This window comes from Aquipluma nitroreducens (genome assembly GCF_009689585.1).
Lineage (GTDB): Bacteria > Bacteroidota > Bacteroidia > Bacteroidales > Prolixibacteraceae > Aquipluma > Aquipluma nitroreducens.
Window position 1 is genome coordinate 754,881 of the sequence record NZ_AP018694.1, and the last position, 18,404, is coordinate 773,284.

At 41.9% G+C, this 18,404-nt stretch carries 11 protein-coding genes; all 11 read right to left on the bottom strand.

What is annotated here, in order from left to right; genetic code table 11:
* Positions 1–3: 3 nt before the first annotated feature.
* Positions 4–834, bottom strand: a complete 831-nt coding sequence (locus AQPE_RS03115) for an MBL fold metallo-hydrolase (protein WP_318349589.1) — start codon at positions 832–834, stop codon at positions 4–6.
* 25 nt (positions 835–859) lie between these two features.
* Positions 860–1,846: an MBL fold metallo-hydrolase gene (locus tag AQPE_RS03120; RefSeq protein WP_318349590.1), complete on the bottom strand. Its 987-nt coding sequence runs from the start codon at positions 1,844–1,846 to the stop codon at positions 860–862.
* A 125-nt stretch (positions 1,847–1,971) separates the two neighbouring features.
* A complete protein-coding gene (locus AQPE_RS03125) occupies positions 1,972–3,240 on the bottom strand; it encodes a neutral/alkaline non-lysosomal ceramidase N-terminal domain-containing protein (protein ID WP_318349591.1) in 1,269 nt (422 codons plus the stop codon).
* Between the two features lie 10 nt (positions 3,241–3,250).
* Positions 3,251–6,655, bottom strand: a complete 3,405-nt coding sequence (locus AQPE_RS03130) for a glycosyl hydrolase (RefSeq protein WP_318349592.1) — start codon at positions 6,653–6,655, stop codon at positions 3,251–3,253.
* A gap of 112 nt (positions 6,656–6,767) precedes the next feature.
* Positions 6,768–7,100, bottom strand: coding sequence for a cadherin repeat domain-containing protein (locus tag AQPE_RS03135; protein WP_318349593.1), 333 nt, complete (start codon positions 7,098–7,100; stop codon positions 6,768–6,770).
* A gap of 97 nt (positions 7,101–7,197) precedes the next feature.
* A complete protein-coding gene (locus AQPE_RS03140; protein WP_318349594.1) occupies positions 7,198–9,549 on the bottom strand; it encodes an alpha-L-rhamnosidase-related protein in 2,352 nt (783 codons plus the stop codon).
* Between the two features lie 79 nt (positions 9,550–9,628).
* Complete coding sequence (locus AQPE_RS03145; protein WP_318349595.1) at positions 9,629–10,126, bottom strand: hypothetical protein; 498 nt, start codon at positions 10,124–10,126, stop codon at positions 9,629–9,631.
* 65 nt (positions 10,127–10,191) lie between these two features.
* Positions 10,192–11,220 carry an alpha/beta hydrolase gene (locus AQPE_RS03150; RefSeq protein WP_318349596.1) on the bottom strand — a complete coding sequence of 343 codons (1,029 nt, stop codon included), beginning with the start codon at positions 11,218–11,220 and terminating at the stop codon, positions 10,192–10,194.
* 93 nt (positions 11,221–11,313) lie between these two features.
* The gene (locus AQPE_RS03155; protein ID WP_318349597.1) at positions 11,314–12,972 is read right to left on the bottom strand and encodes a carboxylesterase/lipase family protein; all 1,659 of its coding nucleotides are present in this window, start codon (positions 12,970–12,972) and stop codon (positions 11,314–11,316) included.
* A gap of 352 nt (positions 12,973–13,324) precedes the next feature.
* Entirely contained in the window at positions 13,325–14,839 is a 1,515-nt protein-coding gene (locus AQPE_RS03160; RefSeq protein WP_318349598.1) for a RagB/SusD family nutrient uptake outer membrane protein, read from the bottom strand.
* Between the two features lie 25 nt (positions 14,840–14,864).
* Positions 14,865–18,221, bottom strand: coding sequence for a TonB-dependent receptor (locus AQPE_RS03165; protein ID WP_318349599.1), 3,357 nt, complete (start codon positions 18,219–18,221; stop codon positions 14,865–14,867).
* Between the last annotated feature and the right edge of the window lie 183 nt (positions 18,222–18,404).

Consider the following 18,404-nt stretch of genomic DNA (forward strand, 5'->3'; position numbering starts at 1 on the left):
TTGCTATTTTATAGCTGCCGCATTGTAATTAATCCGAACTCCATACTGATTAACAACCAGATTTAATCCCATCATTCCCTGTGGATTTTCCTGCCCTTTAATTTGTCCAGACAACACTCCGTTGCAGATGATTAATTCATCATCAACACGCTGTTTTGTCTCATGGTTTTTTCCAAAAAAGTGACCCGGTAACAGGAATTGAATCCCGTCCTTGGCCATGATTGCGCTCATTTTTTCGCAGGTAGCTTTTAAGGTTGAGAAAGTGGTGGTAAGAAGTAAGTTTCCTGAGCCAAACGAATCGCCACTAAAACCATATCCGGCTTGTTTGTCGATAAATGTGGTTGAACCTGGCGTATGTCCCGGTGTAAATACAACTTCGATCTTTCTGCCGCCCAGATCGATCACTTCACCATCTTTCAGGTAGATGACTTTGCCTTTATAATCGGGCATCATTCGTGGAATGTTGACAGTGTCTGCAGCGTTGAGATAAATCTCAGGAAAATAATTAATGGCCGAGCCGGTATGATCGGGATGAACATGGGTTGCAACAAGCATCACCGGCTTTTTGGTGATGGAGGCCACGATTTTATCCAAATCTTTAATTTTAGTTCCGGCGTCAATTAAAAGGGCCTTGGTTTTTCCCTCAACCAGATATAAACTTTCGGAGGCCATCAGGTGTCCCGAACCAATCCAGGTATGTTCGTCGATCTGGTGGAAAATAACATCTTCACCTTTATAAACTTCCTTGCCTTCAATTTGCGGTGCTGGCATTTGGGCAAACGATGCAAAAATGGAAAAGACTAAAAGGCTAATACACGATACAATTTTTTTCATAATTTCTGTTTTTATAGGTGGTTATTTATGGAACAATGTGATCTTCCCCTTCTTCCCAGAGTTTCTCAGGATTGAAACCAACTTTTGCCAATCCGTAGACTGCTACCGTTTGCTTTCGTTCAGGGAAAAGGTGGTTGCGAATTTCTTCCGTTTTGGCATCGCCGCGCAGCAACGAGCGGAAAGCTTCAATAACATCATCGAGTACTTTTAAATTCTGTGAAACGGCATTAACAGTTCCGGCATAAGCAATATGGCCGGTGTACATTCGGTCGAATTGCGGACGCATTTTTTGAAGCCGGATTAGGTATTTTACGGTTGTGCTTACAGGCAGATTTGTACCCACATTGCCATTGGCTGCATCACCCGAGAAAAGGATTCGGCTCTGGTCGTCGAGAAAGACCACCGAACCCGGAGAATGACCGGGGGCCTGATATACCATCACTTCTCGGCCACCCAAGTCAAATACCTGCTCATCGTGTAACAGTTTAATCTTTGGTTTTTTGGTGTATCTCGTAACATCGGCTTTGGTATAACCCCACACATTTTTGTAGCCAATGTTCATGTTGCGCATGATTTCGCCGTACTGAACTCTTTGCTCATAAGGAATATTCATTGACATGGCCGTATCAGCCGGATGAATATATACTTCATCGAACTGCCCAATACCCCCGGCATGATCGGGATGACCATGCGTGAGTGCCACATCATAAGGAAGTTTTGTTATTCCTTCAATAATCCCTTTAAAGTCGCAAAATCCGGTACCGGCATCTATCGCCAAAGCACGGTCTTTCCCAACTACCAAATACATCGAGTTCATTCCGAATTCGTTGATAAAATAGGTATTTGCAGCAATCTCAATAACAATGGGTTTTGTTATTGGACCAGGCTGAACCATTTCCGGCTCAGGAGCACCAACAGTGGACCCCTGTTGGGCCTGAGCAACAGAAAAACTAAGCAGAAGAAAAAACATCGGCAAACTACTCAAGCTACTTAGTGGTAATATTTTTTTCATATAGAAGTCTGAATTTCAGTTATTAATTACTTTGCCTTATCCATCAAATCAAGCAATCCATTTACAATCGAGGGTTCGGCACATCCGGGCTTTAATCGTGAACTTAAAACCTGAAAAGTGTACCGTCAGAAAGCCTCATCGTTCGGAATATATCCTGAATTGGCCATACCGTTAGTGGTTGTAGCCACAATGGTTTTAGCAAAGATTGACTGGCTTTTTATCTGCTGACCGATCATATTGTAAATCTCGGCATCGACACCTGTTAATGCAATGTCGCCGATTTTCAGCAAGCTTAGCCTGATGTTTACCGGATCGCCATCGTCATAAGTTCCGGCAGCCCCTTCACGACCGGCATTCGTCCGTTTTCGGCCCGGGCAGGTAATCACTTTCTGATCGCCGGAAATGCTCACTTTTGTTTCATACCTTTTGGTATTATCCAGCACATTTAGTATCTCTTCGGCGAGAAGTTGTCCCAACGACGAAATCATTTGCGACTGACGGGCAAGTATTTTTGGATCAACCTGCACATCCATATTCGAACCCATCATGATGGCTTCAGCTTCATCTTTGGCTTTACCGCTGGCCAATGCAGCATTGGTTTTAAACTTGCCAACATTCATCATCGGTCGGGTTGATATCGGATTTTGATCGCCTGCAGCACCCATCAACCACAAGGCCACTGGCTTATCTCCGTAATATTCTTCGATGTATTTCGATGCTATTCCCGGAAAGTCGGCACTCAATACACCGCTCATAAACATGGTGTTGGGGTGCATGGCATAATTGTAATAAACGGCAATGGGTTCACCACTTAAAGATTCAAATTTGATTACAGCAACGGTTTTATCCGAAGACCCGTTGGGGTTTGGCCCCTGGTACCATAAGCGTGTTTTCGGGTCTATCGCGTCACGGTTGACATTCAACCAGGCTTTGCCTTCGCCAAAAGCAATTCGGGCAGGCTGAAGTTTGGCCTTCGCTTGCTTTACTGCTTCGATAACCGTTTGGTCCAGATTGGCCTGAAACAATGCCATTTTTGGATCGTTTCCCGGCACTCCCATCAAGGCGCTGTGCGAATGTGATGGCGAAATGAAAATATTCGCCACCGGAATGCCCAATTCTTTTTCAATTTGCTGCGTATATTTTTGCCAGGTATTCCCCCAAACTCCCGCATCGGTTGATACCAAAGCAGCCTGGGTGGTACCATCGTCAATAACCACCGCCCGAACGTAGAGGTTATCATTCACACCGGTTATGTGGGGTGGAAAATCTGCCGGTTTTGGTGTAATGTCGATCTTTGCTGCACCAATTTTAAAAGCAGGAGCATCTTTTCCCTGAGAAAACACAACTATGCTATTTACCAGCACCAATGCAAGAAAAAATATCTTTTTTGTCATTTTACTGGTTTTATTTTGTCAGACTTAAAAGTTGTACCGGTCCCAATAATCCTGATGGTTTTAGCGGCGTGTCTGCCCGATAGGGCGATGTTATCGTATAGGTAATTTTCTCTTTGGCATCGGGTTGGCGGTCGCCAATCAACCGGTTTACCCAAAGGTTGGTCACCTTAATTTCAAGCGTATTTTCTCCTTGTTTTAAAGCGCCGGTAAGATTTACGCGGAAAGGTGTTTTCCAAACAATTCCCATCGATTTACCATTCACCACAACTTCAGCAAGGTTTTGAACTTTACCCAAATCGATCCAAACTTCAGTTCCGGCTTTTAACCAATCGGCAGTTGCCTGGATGGTTCTGCTATAAGTTCCTGTTCCCGAAAAATATTTAATTCCTGTATCCGGATTTTCATTCCATGGAGCAAGCGCTTCAAAAGTTGCCTGTGCCGGGGCACCGCGTTTGGCCTGGAAACTTACGTTCCATGGACCAGAAACTTCAGCAAGTTTGGTTTCAGTTGGTTTGTTTACTAAGCGCGAAGTTTCGTTTGTTTTGTTCCTGAAAACTACGAATACAGCATTATTGGCTTCCAAATGCAAAGGAACTTTAGTCATTTCCTTTTCAATTGCATAGGAAGCTTGATCTACCTTTCCGGTTTCCGGATGCCATATCTCGGCCTCCTTGCCATTGGTTCTGAATGTTCCGGTCAATTCTTCTACCCTGTCGGTGCGGTTGTTTACCCAATAGATATCAGTGTCGTCAACCCGACGATGAACAAAAAACATTTTGGAGTCGCTCTGTGGTTTGGAGTAAGTAAAATCAGCAGCAATACTTTGGTTTGCGAATACCTGTAACAATGGAGTATTTGCATATACTTTTCCTTTGCCAACAGAATTTACACCGCTTTCGTTGCCCCATAATTCCTTTACCAAAGCATCAAAATCAGCAGTATTATCAACTAAACTTGGCGTTTTAATTGGCTTTGGTCCGGTTACAATAGCGCCTTCAGAAACCATTTTTTTAATTTTTCGAAGTACAGAAAGTGTCATATACTGGCTATTCGGATCGAGTGCCAGAATTTTGTAGGTCATTCCCGTTGGCGTAACCAGTTGGCCATCTTTAACTGATAGCAGATTCACCAGCGCATCGGCGTTGATAAAATCGTAACTATAACCTTCAGGAACCGAAGGAAGGTCGCCGCCCCGCATTTTACTGAACATCACCGTAATGTTATTGTCTTCGCCATAATAGTAAGCAACGTCGGCTACGTATTTTCCCTGCTGAAGCATGTAACAACTGCGCGACAGGTAAGCTGTCCAGGCTTTTGCCTGCTCGGCCCAGGTTTCGTGGCGGGTAAACCACTGGCCAAAAGGGCCAAGGCTCATTCCGGGTATTTTATCATCAACGGGCTGATGTACTGAAGTGTGTATGACGAACCGGTTCAACCCGCAGGCCATTAAATGGTCGGCAATCGGTTTCAACAATTCGGGCGACCAGGCCCAGTCGGTTCCCATGGCGGTTAACGATTCGGCAGCAACCAAATTCTGGCCATAGAGGTGGGCAACAGATGCCGATTCACGAATATCGGCCTGATATACCGTAGCAAATCCTCCTTCGTTGCCTCCAAAACCACCCGGAGTCCAGCCAGCACCCATCGGAACATCAGCCGTGCGTTTGGCTTCCATGCCATCGCCAATAAAAGCGCGGCGTGCCTCGTGCGATTCTGAATAACGACCCATCTGGCGCTCTTTCAGCATTTTGGTAAGCAAATCGTAATGGTTTTCGGTTACCAGATCACCTAAGGTTTTCCTGAAGTCCCACAAAAACCGTTCGCTGGCATCGGCCGTTTCAACCACATGACCAGTCAAAACCGGAATCCACGAAAGCATGTCGTAACCTCTTCGGTTTTTAAATTCTTTCAACATATCATCCGTCCAGTTCTGCGTTCCGGCTTCCCAGCTGTCGGTAATTACATACTGAAGACCATGTTTTCCCATCAGGCCACCAGTGGCATTTTTATACTGATCGAGGTAATTGGTAAAATAAGCTGACACGTGTTTTGCACTTAACTTATCCACTTCAAGTCCGGTAGCTTCAGGCGAAGCAGGGCCGTTTTTGTGTCCGGTTAGCGAATAGCCCAACCGAATGATTGCCCATTTCCCGACAGGCGGAGTCCATGACAGAGTTCCATCTGCTTTCATTTTCGAACTCAGATCAACAACATCTGATTTTGCAACGGCATCTTTGGTTTTTACTTCAGGAGTTGGAGTTGTGTATAAATCGGAAGCAGCTACAAAAGCAGCTTTTTCTTCGAATCGGTTTATACGGCTGCCCGGATACAAAATAAGTTCGGCAACTGGCGTTCCTACCGGCGCATTTGCAGAATTGCCCCTGCGCATTTCGGGCATTCCCGGGATGGAAGGCATTGGCCGTGGTTCTGGAATATTCCATACAAACCTGAAATATTTGGCAGTGGTGGATGCAAACGAAAGTGTTTTTTGTGCCAAACTTCCGCTTGGAATTTCGATAACCTTCCGATATACCTGACCATCATCACTGGCTTCCAGTAAACGGGAGTCCCGGTCGGGTCCCATCATCATCTGTGCCCCGCCACCCACAATGGTGAGCGCCTGCATGGTCTCTGGTTTTGCAAATTCGTACTGAATCCACGAACTCTTTCCGGCAACTCCGGGCAAAAAAGTACTTGTTTTTACATCGCCATCAGTCAGATCAGCAAGTTTGAAACTCCCCGCACTCGAAGTAACCATAGGTTGCAACTCGGCCATCGATTTTTCATTTTCTGGCAAACGAAAGGCAACAACAGCAGCGTCGGCGTAATATTCAGGAGTTTCTACTTTGGGTTCAGCTCCCATAAATCCGGCTTCCATTTCTAAATTCTGAAATGGACCGGTTGTCACTGGAGGTTTTGGAAGTGTCCCGCTGAACGGTTGTCCTCCTTCAACCTGGATCTCGCTCCACACAAATTTCTTCATGCCTTCGTTGGGTTTCACCCACGGACCGCCACTTTCGCTCCATCCGGGCGAACCGGCAATGGCCATTTCCAGACCAAGAGAATCGGCCAGATTGGTTGTGAAACGGAAAGCATCTTTCCATTCAGGAGTCATATAAATTAGTCGTTTCTCGACTACTTGGGGCGTGTTTAGCCCCGCATCGAAGTTTTGAAATCCGCCAATTCCTACACGGTGCATCCAATTGAGGTCTTTGCGAATTCCATGTTTGGTCACATTCCCATTCATCCAATGCCACCATACCCGCGGCTTGGATGCATCAGGCGGTGTTTGAAATCCAGAGATTAAACTGTCGTTCGGGGACTCTGATTTTTGATTGCTGTTAACACAATACATACTTATCAGTCCGAAAAAAATCAAGGACAGAAGCATGTAGTTTTTTATTCTTGGCTTCATGTTATTTGTAATTAGTTTGTTGTCAGTTTTTTAGTTTTGATCATCTGTAATGATCAAAGTCGTACAATAGGTTTCATATTCTCGACTTCTTTGTTAAAGCAGATATTGAAAATTATTTTGCAGGTAAAATATTGATAACCACACGAGCAAATGCTGTTAGGGGAGGTTTGCCAGTATCAGTTGCCTGAATTATCATGTGTATAGTAGCAAGTTCTTTTACCTGAGGCGCAACAAAAGTTAAACTGGATTGAGAAGGATTAGCTATTTCAATAACACCATTGTAGGTACCAGCCTCCTTATATTGCCACCACAGTGTATAAAATTTTGGCATCTTCGCGATATTCTCAGCAAACTTTTCAAAAGTAATCCCCTGTTGGCTCAACAATGTCGACACTTCAGTCCACTTATCTTTTGCATTTAATGTATCCTTATCGGCAATTTCCATGGAACTTTAGTTGTTTACTATTGGTTAAACAACCGAGGTGTAAACACTTATTACAATATTTTCAAAACATTCTCCAACACAGTAGTTGTAGACTATACTACAACTGAAAACTATTCTTACCTCCTTTTAAATCATAACTTTTCCCTTCCCATATGAATGTTCCGGCAAGGTTTTCAGGCAAAGAGATTTGTGCATTCAGGGTTTTGCCAGTTCGTTTATAGTTTACGGCTATCTTGCCGGAAGTGTGCGGTATTGATCCGCCAATTTCATCAATCAATCCAAGGTGTGGTTCAATTTTCACCTTTGAAAAATATGGAGCATCACTTTCGATTCCCAACAAAGTTCGGTAGATTTCGATATTTGGACTAGCGCCCCAGGCGTGGCAATCAGACCGGGTAGTTTCCACTTCAGAAGTTTCGCCCCAGGTGGTCAACCCGAGAGCAATGTTTTTCCGCCAGATATCTAACCAGCTCAGATAATCATCGCCCAACCCAGCTTTAACCAGAGCCAAATGCAAGTAATATTTGAAATAGATAGAAGCCTGCGATAACGTTTTGTCGCTCAACATGTTTTTGGCAATATTCAATGCATTACTCGGATCAACCAATCCGGCCAAAATAGCCATGCTGTTTGTATGTTGCGAAAGCTTATCTTTTGCGGGTGTATCGGCATACATTTTCTTCGAATTATCCCAATATTTTGCCTGAATAGTTGCTTTTAGTTTTTGTACAATTTTCTCATATAAGGCTGCATATTCTGCATTTCCTTCGGCTTTCTCCAAGGCAATGCCCGATTGCAAGGCAAGCAGCAACTGTAAATCCATAGCTGCCGAACTGCCATCGTCTCCTGCGGGAGCTATTCCCATTCTCCAATCCGGGACCCAGTCGGTAAAATTCCATCCCGGAACATTCTTCAACGATCCATCTTTATCGGTAAAACTGATGAAGTAATTCAGGATTTGACGTGAACCCAGCAGTTTATCTTTCAAAAATTTCCGATCAGTTCCGTAATACAGGTAATCGTAAAGCATACTTACATGCCAAAGGGAATAGGTTGGAATAATCTGGTTCTGGGTATCCGGGTAACGGCTCAGCGTATAGCCATCAGCCTGTCGCGAGTAGTCGTCCAGATTCAAGGCATTTTTAGCCAGACGGTCGTCGCCGCTGTTAAAATACGAAACAAAAAGTTGGATTCGTGCATCGCCAATGTATTGTAACCGTTCGTAATACGGACAATCCATATAGGTTTCAACCGCACACGACCGGGCAGTACGCCAGCCGATCTCCAGCATTTTCGACAATTCCTGGTTTTTTGATTCAAGCGTGGCATTCATTTCAAACGGATAGCCGGTAAATGTTCCGTAAAAATCTTCAATGGTGAGTGGCGAATCCTTTGTTTCGAACTTTAATTCAATGTAGCGATAAGTCCTCCAATTTAAAGCCGTAAAATTCTGATTTGCTGAACCATCAGAAATAACAATGTCCTGTCGGCCTGAAATGGTTTTTCCATCGATTTCGTTCCGGTTATTTTTTACACCTTTTTCGTCGTACAAAGCTTCGGAATAAGTAATGGTTATTGTGCTGTTCTTGCCATTGCTAAAAATTAAGGTTGGATAAGCATTGGTATAAATCGCTTGATCGAGCAAAACTTTTGCAGTTGTATTCGCCGGAACAACAAAAGCTGCTTTTTCGGCTGGAAAGTTTTTTGGAACAGAAACTTCTTCAGCTTTCCGGGTAGATGCCAATCGCTGATATTTAAGTTCGCGTTGAGGCAGGATAGATGGAACAGTTGTCCACGCATTCGAAGTTCTGAAACCAATTCCACGGGCTGAGACTTCGAACAGAGGTTTCGCTTTAACCCAGGAACTGTCATCAAATGCCTGTTTTTCCCAGCCTTTAACCTTAAGATTCATATCAATCTGATCGCCTGCACCGGCAGCGTAATAACCTTTAACCGTTTGTTTTATTGGCGTATAACTTTTATCTGCAATACACTTCCAGGTGTCGTTCGTATTTAAAGCTTTTGTTGGAGCATCGGTTCCCTGAACAATAAACCCGTTTCGCAACGAAAATTGCGAAACAGCTTTCAGGTCACCTTCATTCCATACCACAGCAGCAACGATGTTGTTTCCAGCTTTCAGGTAAGGAGCCAGATCGAGTGTTTCATAATTCCAGTGTTTTAAATCGCCTAATGCCGGACCAATCGACACCAGTTGCTCATTGACATAGAACTTAAAGCGGTTGTCACCCGAAACGTACACTTTGAAGGTTTCCGGTTTGGTACCCAAAACAAGGATTTTTCTGAATAAGTATAACCCGGGATCTTTTTCTCCATTGCCGGGGACACTGACCCAACTTGCATCCCATTGATTTGCAGGGTTGGGAGTTCCAAACTGTGCAGACAGGGCAAACGACTGCAATAGTAAAATAAAGAAGATTAGTCTTTTCATACTGTTGATTTATAGTTAGTTCACTTACATTTTAATTTTCAGTAGCATTTCCAATAAAAATATTGAAAACAACCAGAAACTATAGCGCCAATAGTATTACAGCAGTGATTACACCGACTGCCGTAATGTACATCCCTCTTTTGAAAGCCTTGGATTTTAATTTGAACATCCAGAATGAAGAAATGGCTAAAAACAACAGAAGCATTCCAAATACAACTGGAATCCACATCATTGCGCTGCGGCTTGATACTTTATGTATTTTAATCGTGCTACCTAAATATTCAGGAAGTACTTTCTCTTTGTATTTTGCGATACCTGTTGCTTTATTATAAGTTCCATTAGCGAAATACACCAGATCTCCTTCCGTTTTGTATATCTTGAAGTTCATTTGGTGCAAGTTCATGCCAAGATCAGATTCACTTAAATTTGGTCTTATTTGTCTTTCAGTATTTACTTCATGTTTCAGAAAATCAGAATCTCTGAAAACAAGTAAGATTCCACTAATACAGTAAATAATCGTGATGCCTATTACAAAAAAACCAATATCACGATGTAACGGTCGTATATTAAAACTCATTGATTTTCTTTTATTTGATTCTGCTTTAATTATTTTATCCAGTTAAAATTTCCCTGCGATGACCCCTATTGTTTCAGATGCTTGTCGAGAAAATCAACTATAATTGTGATAACTTGTGGATCTGAGAATTCAGCGCTAGCATGCCTGGCACCTTCAATGACATAACGTGTTGAATTGACTCCTGCTTCACGCAAAGAATTATGCATCAACAAGGTCTGGCTGGGCGAAACCGATACATCCAGAGTTCCGTGAAATAGTAAAAATGGAGGATCATTTTTATTAACATAATTAATTGGATTTGCCTTTGCAACAACTTCGGGTTTATCAAGGCTTGTCAATCCGCTGTTTTTACCATGTATAAATTTCCCGTCAGGAGAGATTAAGGTAAAATGAGCATTGGCTGCTGCTTCATCATAATCCGCCCCAATTTTAGTCAGATCAGATAACCCATAAACGTCAATTGCTGCCTGAACATCACTACTTTGATCGATATTTTCTCCTGCTTCAAATTCTTTTACTCCGTTGGTTGTGCCAACCATGGCAGCCAAATAGCCCCCTGCTGATTCGCCCCAAACAGCAATTTTATCGGGATTAATTCCATATTCTTTTGCATTTGCCCGAAGGAAGCGAATGGCAGCCTTAATGTCTTTTACAGCATCACTGTATATACCATTACTGACTACGTGGTACTGAACGCTTGCAACCACATAGCCTACTTTAGCAACTTCAAAACGATCATAGAGATTCCTTTCTTTTGAGGCTGAAGAAAACCCTCCGCCCACAACATAAACTACGCATGGACGAATCTTATCATCTTTATAGGTAAGTAAATCCATCGAAAGTGACATAGGATCTCCGTCAATACTTTTGGACTTGTGGTAAACAATATCCTTCAGCAGATGTATTTCGGAGTCCGCAGGAATTTCCCTTAGAAAACGTCTTTCTTTTGAGAGATCCTTTAAAAGAATACTGGTACTGTTGTCGCTTGGTTTAATGAATTTGGGCATTAATAATCCATCAGCTCCGCCTTGTGCAAATGCCGGAATACTGAAGATTGCCATTACAATAAAACCAAGTATATATTTTGTTTTCATCTTTTTATCATGAATGTTTAGATTAAAATTCACTTTGTTAAATTAACAGGTCAGGAAAACCCTTTAAGATGAGATTTTCACCAGCAATATGTTTTATAATCTTCCAATTGATCGCCACATATCAACTTCTTCTTTGAACCTGTTATTGATTACCTCGCATGTTGAATCGATGCGCATGGTTGGCCGATCAACTAAGTTATAAGCGGGCCATTCAGGAACTCCTTCGGCAGCGGGTTTTCCGGTACGTGCAAAAATTGTCCATAACTCTGCAAAGTGATGCGATGCGGTGAACCTTTCCGGGCGGTTACCGCCGAAACTCATGCGCGGTTGTTCGCCGGCTTTGGGTGGAACTTCATTATTGAATTTGAATGAAATATCCATCGCATGTGGCGTACCCATTGGATAATCTGTTCCTGGAATTTTATTCTCTGATTTATATCCGAAATTGTACAAATAAACCGGGGCTCCATTTTGCTTAACTTTTCGTTCAGCAATATTGATTGAGCCCAATCCCATCATCGTAATCGATGATATTGCCACAAAAATGTCAGGAGCAGAAGCGTTGGGTCTTGATTTTCGATAAACCTCAATAATTTTTCGGGCATTGTCGCCATATTGTGGCTCGAGTTTGGCCTGCAAACCTGCAAAATCGAGTTTGAACGATTCTGTATCATGTCTTTCCCAGGCGAAAAAGGTGTATTCATCTTCATTCCAGCCGGTTAGCAAAGGTTTATTTCGGGATATTTCTGGTGCAGTCGGATCGAACGGATGGTGCGGCAGCACAACACCATCGACAACCGGACCAAAGCCCCTTGTTCTGTTTTTCTTATCGAGGCTGGGCGCAACAAAAGTGAATTTGGCCTGGGCTGCTAATAAATCGGCTGCCGGTATTTCAAGCAGTTTTTGCCAGTCTTTGCGGTCGATATTTAGTTCTTTTAAAAGTTTCTCAGTTGTTTCTGAAGCAATTTCGCGGTCGGTCATTCGAACGCCGGGTCCACTTTCGATGGATGCCTTGTTAAAATAAGGGGCCGCTTCGGGCAAGGCATACAAACATGAAGTTTTGGCACCGCCACCCGATTCTCCAAAGATCATGACATTGTTAGGGTCACCACCGAATTCAGCAATATTATCATGCACCCATTTCAATCCGGCGGTAATATCCAACAAGCCCATATTGCCCGATCCGGCGTAATCCGATCCGGCAATTTCATCCAGATAAAGAAAGCCAAGTAATCCGAGCCGATGATTGGGTTCAACCACCACCACATCGAAATTTCGGGCCAGATTGGCGCCATCCTGACCTCCGGCACCTCCTGAGCCAACTACAAAGCCGCCACCATGATTGTAAAACATCACGGGGCGTTTTTTCCCATCATTGGCCGGAGTCCAGACATTCAGGAAAAGGCAGTCTTCGGAAGGATCTGGCTCATTCCGGCGGGGAGCCTGAATAGCAGGTGCGCCCAATTGCAAAGCATCGCGCACCCCAGTCCACGGATCAAGTGGTGCAGGCCGACGAAATCTTCGGTCGCCCGAAACCCGACCGGCATAAGGTATGCCTTTAAAAATATTCACTCCTTCGGTTCTGATTCCACGAATCTTACCATGAGTTATTTCTGTTTCTATAAAATCTTCGGTTCTGATTTGATTAGGTTGTGAGCCAATTGCTGAATATCCAAATTTGGAAAAAGCAACAACACCCGCTGTGGCTAGTGAGAACCTCAAAAAAAATTGTCTTCTGTTTAGCTGATTCATGTCTTTATTAGATTTTAGAGTAGTAAATTAATTATTTATCAAAAAGATAATTTATGCACATAAATACCCACTGTGCATTGGATAAAATCAATCCCTTAGCCATTGCTATGGAAGCATTATTAGCATTGCGACAATCAGATTGTCAGGCAATAATGACTAAACAACCAGCCTAGTTATTGAAATAGAATCAATTAAGAGAAAATATATAGAAATAGGTATTTGAAAATTCAGATTCAAATAAGTTATAAAGGAAAAGAAAGACTGCCGTTCTCTTTCAAACTAACTGAAATTTCCCGGCAGTCTTTGTTGTTTTTATGATTAAGAAATTAATCTATAATACATAAACTGACCTTTAAAAATAAGGTGTGTACAATGATTCTGCAGCAGGCAAAGGCCATGTTAGCTGTATGTCAGCAAAAGCAGCTACCGGAAGCTGAAATCCAGTAAAATAGTAATAAGCTGATGGATTTGCCTTAACCTTGTTTCCAAAAGCAGCTATTACCTCAACTGCTTTACCTGTTCTTACAAGATCGAGCCAGCGTTTATTTTCGAAAGCAAATTCAATTCTACGTTCTTTTGCAATTGCATTACGCACATCACTTTGTGAACTGGCAGTGCTTGCAGCCAATCCTGCCCTGCTTCTTACCTGATTGAGGAATGGAAGAGCTTCGGCTGGTTTGTTTTGCTCGTTTAGTGCTTCAGCAAGGAAAAGAAGTACTTCAGCATAACGATAAACTGGCCAGTTGTCGTTACTTTGATTCATTCTTTCGTGAGGATGAAGATATTTTTTACAAAATGGAAGTGTTTCTCCACGTGTATTTGCAACGGTTCCTATAGTTGCATCATATCGTGAATCGCCGGTTTCATATGCTGCAAGTAGATCAGGAGAAGGTGCATTAAAACCCTCTGCCTGCCCTGTATTCGCCTGAGCATCAACTGTTCCGGTTAGTGCTGCCATAGCTGCAGTGCTTAAAGGATAAGGTAACATACCATAACAAAATGTGCTGCTATATCCGTCAGATCCCGCCCGATACTGTATCTCGAATATGGATTCTTTGTTATTTTTATTTGCAGGAGCAAATATACTGGCATAATTTGTCATCAATGAATATTCACCTGATGTTACGATAGACCGCAGTAAAGTCTCGGCTACTGCATAGTTTTTTTGAACCATATAAACATTTGCCAAAATCATCTGAGCAGTTCCTTTTGTTACTCTACCAACATCAGCTTGACCACTTTTTGCCGGCAACAAACCAACAGCAGCATTTAAGTCATTAATAATCTGCTTGTAAACTTCATCAACAGATGCCAATGGAAGTGCAGTTCCATCAAAAGTAGTAACAGGTTCGGTATGTAATGGTACAGGACCGAAATACTGAACCAGGTCAAAATATGCGAATGCCCTTAAACAGAGTGCCTGACCTTTAATATTACCCCTTAATGCCTCGTCGGTAAAAGAAGCTTTGTCAACGGTTGAAAGAACCTTATTGGCATTGGCAATAGCGCTATAAGTTCGCTGATATTTAAAGGTTGATACACTATTCGATTCAAGATGTATAAAATTGGCAACTTCTTCCTGACTAACTGTTGCCCTGAATTGCGGTTGATAAAAAAAGCGGGCGTTATCAGAATGCATTTCTCCCATCAAATAAGCTGCATTCGCTCCGTTACTGGTAGCACTGGTACCAGTATATAATTCTCTGAATGGCGCATAAACAGCATTAACCGCAGCTTGAAGGTCAGCCTGTGTCTTATAGTAAACATCGTCAGTCAGGGCAGTTTTTGAATTGATCGTCAAGAATTCATCTCCGCATGACATTAACAATGAACCTACTAATCCTAATATTATGAATTTTATTTTCATTTTAATGATTCTTATTTGTTAGTAATTAGAAACCAATATTCAAACCAAAAGAAACTGTCCTTGGAATCGGAAAGCTTGCAAAATCGCTACCAAGAGTCAAGGCACTGGTAGAACCATTTTGTGTAAAACTGTTCCCCGATTCAGGATTGGCTCCTCTGTACTTAGTAAAAGTGTATAACTGTTGTACACTCATAAACACTCTTAAATTAGTGAACACTTTCTTTGTTGGTATTGAGTATCCTAATGTCACATTCTTAATAGCAAGATAGCTACCGTCGCTCAAAAATCTTGAACTAACCCAGTCACGTTCATTGGATGTTCCTGATGTAGATTTTCCATATTTTCCAGCTCCTGGATTTTCAGGAGAACGCCATCTGTCTTTTAATTCCTTATATACATTAAAGTTGCCATCAAGATTCGCTAACGACTGATCATTCCATACGATAATTTTATTACCATATGCACCAGCCAAAACAACTGATAAATCAACGTTTTTGTACGAAAAAGTATTTGTCATTCCATAAGTAAACTTTGGAGTTGGATCGCCAATTATGGTACGGTCATCATTATCTCCACCGTTCGTAATTCTTCCATCTGGTGCACCATTTGCACCACCACCTACATCCTTATACTTAATTGTTCCGACTTCTGACAAAATAGCTTTTGGGCTACTGTCAAACTCTGCCTGATTATCATAAACTCCATCCCATACCATTCCATAGATCATCCCAATTTTTCCACCAACTTTGGTAATGTTTGAGCTAAAAAGACTGCTGTAAATTCTGTCGATTCCTCCTGAAAGAGCCATAACTTTATTGTCTGTAAATGCTATATTGAAGGAAGTCTCCCAGGAAAATTTGCCAACCAGGTTTTTAGTGCTCAGCAAGAATTCATGCCCCCAGAACTTAAGTTCACCGATATTAGCCATAAAAGAACTATACCCTGACTCCTGTGCTACAGAGACACCATAAAGCAAGCTTGTTGTCCTTCTGGTATAATAGTCATAGCTTAAATTAATTCTGTTTTTAAAGAAGCCTGCGTCAAAACCAAAGTCAAATTCTTTTGTTTTCTCCCATGTGAGATTTGAATTAGGCAAAGACGCTTGAACAGCACCACTGTATACTGTAGGCCCGAAAATAGCATTATTGGCAGTTGCACCGGCATTTACAGTAGCATATTGGGTATAATTACCGATACTGTTATTTCCAACAACACCAAAAGAACCACGTAATTTCAATAAAGAAAGTTTTTCAAATCTTTTCATAAACGCCTCATCCGAAGCTATCCATCCCAAAGAAGCTGAAGGGAAATAACCCCATCTGTTATCTTTACCAAATCTTGAAGAGCCGTCTGCCCTTAATGCTAGAGAGAGAAGGTATCTGTTTTGATAATTGTAATTTACCCTTGACAAATAAGACATCATACTCCATTCCTGAACATCGTTAGCTGTATTAGCATTACGAACAATATTGGGAGCTGCCGAAATTGTTGGAACCCGATCATCGGTAAATCCATTGTATGCAATGCCGGCGCTTTCAGAGATAAATCGCTGAATTGTTGCACCACCCAATAAATCAAGATTATGGCCACCAAAAGAGTTTTTATAAGTCGCTGTATTTTCGTTCAACCACGACAAATATCCTGAATTGCTGATAGAGGCACTTGCAACAGAAGGCGTATAAGCTCCTACAGTTGAAGGTGTTACGTTCTGATACTTAGTGCTGAAGTATTCCATATTGATAGTGGTTTTAAGCACTAATCCCTCAATTGGCGAATATTGGGCAAAAGCATTTGATAACAGGCGCATGCTTTTTGTTTTATTTGTGATTACTTTCGCATTCCATATCGGGTTTGCCTGTGCGTTAACGGTCACTGGTTCGAAAAAGTTATTTTTGAGATTTCCCTCTGTATCATATGGATTAAAAATCGGCCAAGTAGTCAATGCATTGGCAAGCAAACCACCTCTTCCTACAAAACCAGCCCAGGCAATACCATCGGTATCTGGCATATTATCATCAGAATAAGTTGGAGCTAAGCTAAACCCTGTCTTAACTTTATCAGATACATCAAATTCAGAATTAATGCGTAACGAAAATCTTTGATAATTAGAATTAATTACAACACCGTCCTGATTCAAATAACCTAAAACTGCAGTGGTACTCGATCTTTTGTTTGAACTACTAAAACTTAGACTATAGTCCATAGTTGGCGCAGTTCGCAGCATTTCATCGTAAAAATTTGTGCCCTCGCCGTATTGAGCCGGATTTTGCCAAACAGTGGGTACCGGACGTTTCAAATCGTCATAATAATCTTTTCTGAATTGTGCATATTCCGTAGCATTCATCATTTCCGGACGTCCTTTTTGTGGAACTTGCTGCAGTCCATAATTGGCAGCAAAGTTAATTGAGGTCTTTTCTCCCCTACCACCTTTTTTGGTAGTAACCAGAATAACTCCATTAGCAGCTCTTGATCCATACAAAGCGGCTGATGATGCGTCCTTCAGCACAGAGATATTTTCGATTTCGTTTGGATTTAAAGAACTGATGTCTCCATTAATAGGGAATCCGTCAACAACGTATAAAGGACTGTTTCCAGCTGTTAGCGAAGCTTGTCCACGAACACGAATAGACATTCCCTGTCCAGGTCTACCAGTGGTTTGATTAATTTGAACACCGGAAAGTTTTCCCTGAAGTTTTTGGGCAGCTGTTGTCACTGGTATATCGGCAAGCTCGTCAGTACCGACTGACTGAATAGAACCGGTTACGCTCTTTTTTGATTGTGTTCCATAACCTACAGCCACAACTTCGTCGAGCCCAATTGATTCTTCAATCATCACCACATTGATACTTGATTTCGATGAAACAGCAATTTCCTGTGATTTCATTCCAACAAAGGAAAAAGCAAGAGTTGCATTAGCAGGAACATTAGGAATATTGTAGTTTCCATCCATGTCCGTAATCATACCTTGGGTCGTGCCTTTAACAACCACGGTTACACCCGGCAATGAAGCTCCGGTTGAATCGGTGACCTTTCCTGAAACTACCTTAGGTTGCTGCTGGTTGTTTCCAACATTACCATTATCAGAAGGAGTAAGAACAACCTGACGATCAATAATCTTGTAGGAAATATTTGTACCCCTGAAAAGCTCTTTTAAAGTGTTTTCAATACTTTGATTTTCTACAGAAACAGTTACTTTCTGAGCGACATCAACAAGCTTCCCGTTGTACAAAAAATAAAAATCAGACTGATCTTCGATTGCACTTAAGATATTCTCAATCGATGCGTTTTCCTTTTTGAAGTTAAATTTTGCATTTTGCGAATAAACGCCAGTTGCAAAAATCTGAATAGCAGAGAATAAAACAACAAATAAAGTTATTTTCATCTTTCTAATAATTTTTTTTAGCGGGACATAAGTATCCGCCTCCCATTGAAGGGAATGTTTTTTTTTCATAAGTTTGTAGTTAATAAGTTTATACTTTATTTAGATCCTGATGCAAACAGGATTGAACAGAAGGGAAGTTACCAGCTTCCCTTTTTTAATTGTTAGTTTTTGAGTTTATACCAT

What these genes read in the sequence shown, in the direction of transcription:
- AQPE_RS03145 (WP_318349595.1), bottom strand. Translation starts at nt 10,126, where the DNA reads ATGAGTTTTAATATACGACCGTTACATCGTGATATTGGTTTTTTTGTA.
- AQPE_RS03150 (WP_318349596.1), bottom strand. Translation starts at nt 11,220, where the DNA reads ATGAAAACAAAATATATACTTGGTTTTATTGTAATGGCAATCTTCAGT.
- AQPE_RS03165 (WP_318349599.1), bottom strand. Translation starts at nt 18,221, where the DNA reads ATGAAAATAACTTTATTTGTTGTTTTATTCTCTGCTATTCAGATTTTT.
- AQPE_RS03160 (WP_318349598.1), bottom strand. Translation starts at nt 14,839, where the DNA reads ATGAAAATAAAATTCATAATATTAGGATTAGTAGGTTCATTGTTAATG.
- AQPE_RS03115 (WP_318349589.1), bottom strand. Translation starts at nt 834, where the DNA reads ATGAAAAAAATTGTATCGTGTATTAGCCTTTTAGTCTTTTCCATTTTT.
- AQPE_RS03120 (WP_318349590.1), bottom strand. Translation starts at nt 1,846, where the DNA reads ATGAAAAAAATATTACCACTAAGTAGCTTGAGTAGTTTGCCGATGTTT.
- AQPE_RS03135 (WP_318349593.1), bottom strand. Translation starts at nt 7,100, where the DNA reads ATGGAAATTGCCGATAAGGATACATTAAATGCAAAAGATAAGTGGACT.
- AQPE_RS03140 (WP_318349594.1), bottom strand. Translation starts at nt 9,549, where the DNA reads ATGAAAAGACTAATCTTCTTTATTTTACTATTGCAGTCGTTTGCCCTG.
- AQPE_RS03130 (WP_318349592.1), bottom strand. Translation starts at nt 6,655, where the DNA reads ATGAAGCCAAGAATAAAAAACTACATGCTTCTGTCCTTGATTTTTTTC.
- AQPE_RS03125 (WP_318349591.1), bottom strand. Translation starts at nt 3,240, where the DNA reads ATGACAAAAAAGATATTTTTTCTTGCATTGGTGCTGGTAAATAGCATA.
- AQPE_RS03155 (WP_318349597.1), bottom strand. Translation starts at nt 12,972, where the DNA reads ATGAATCAGCTAAACAGAAGACAATTTTTTTTGAGGTTCTCACTAGCC.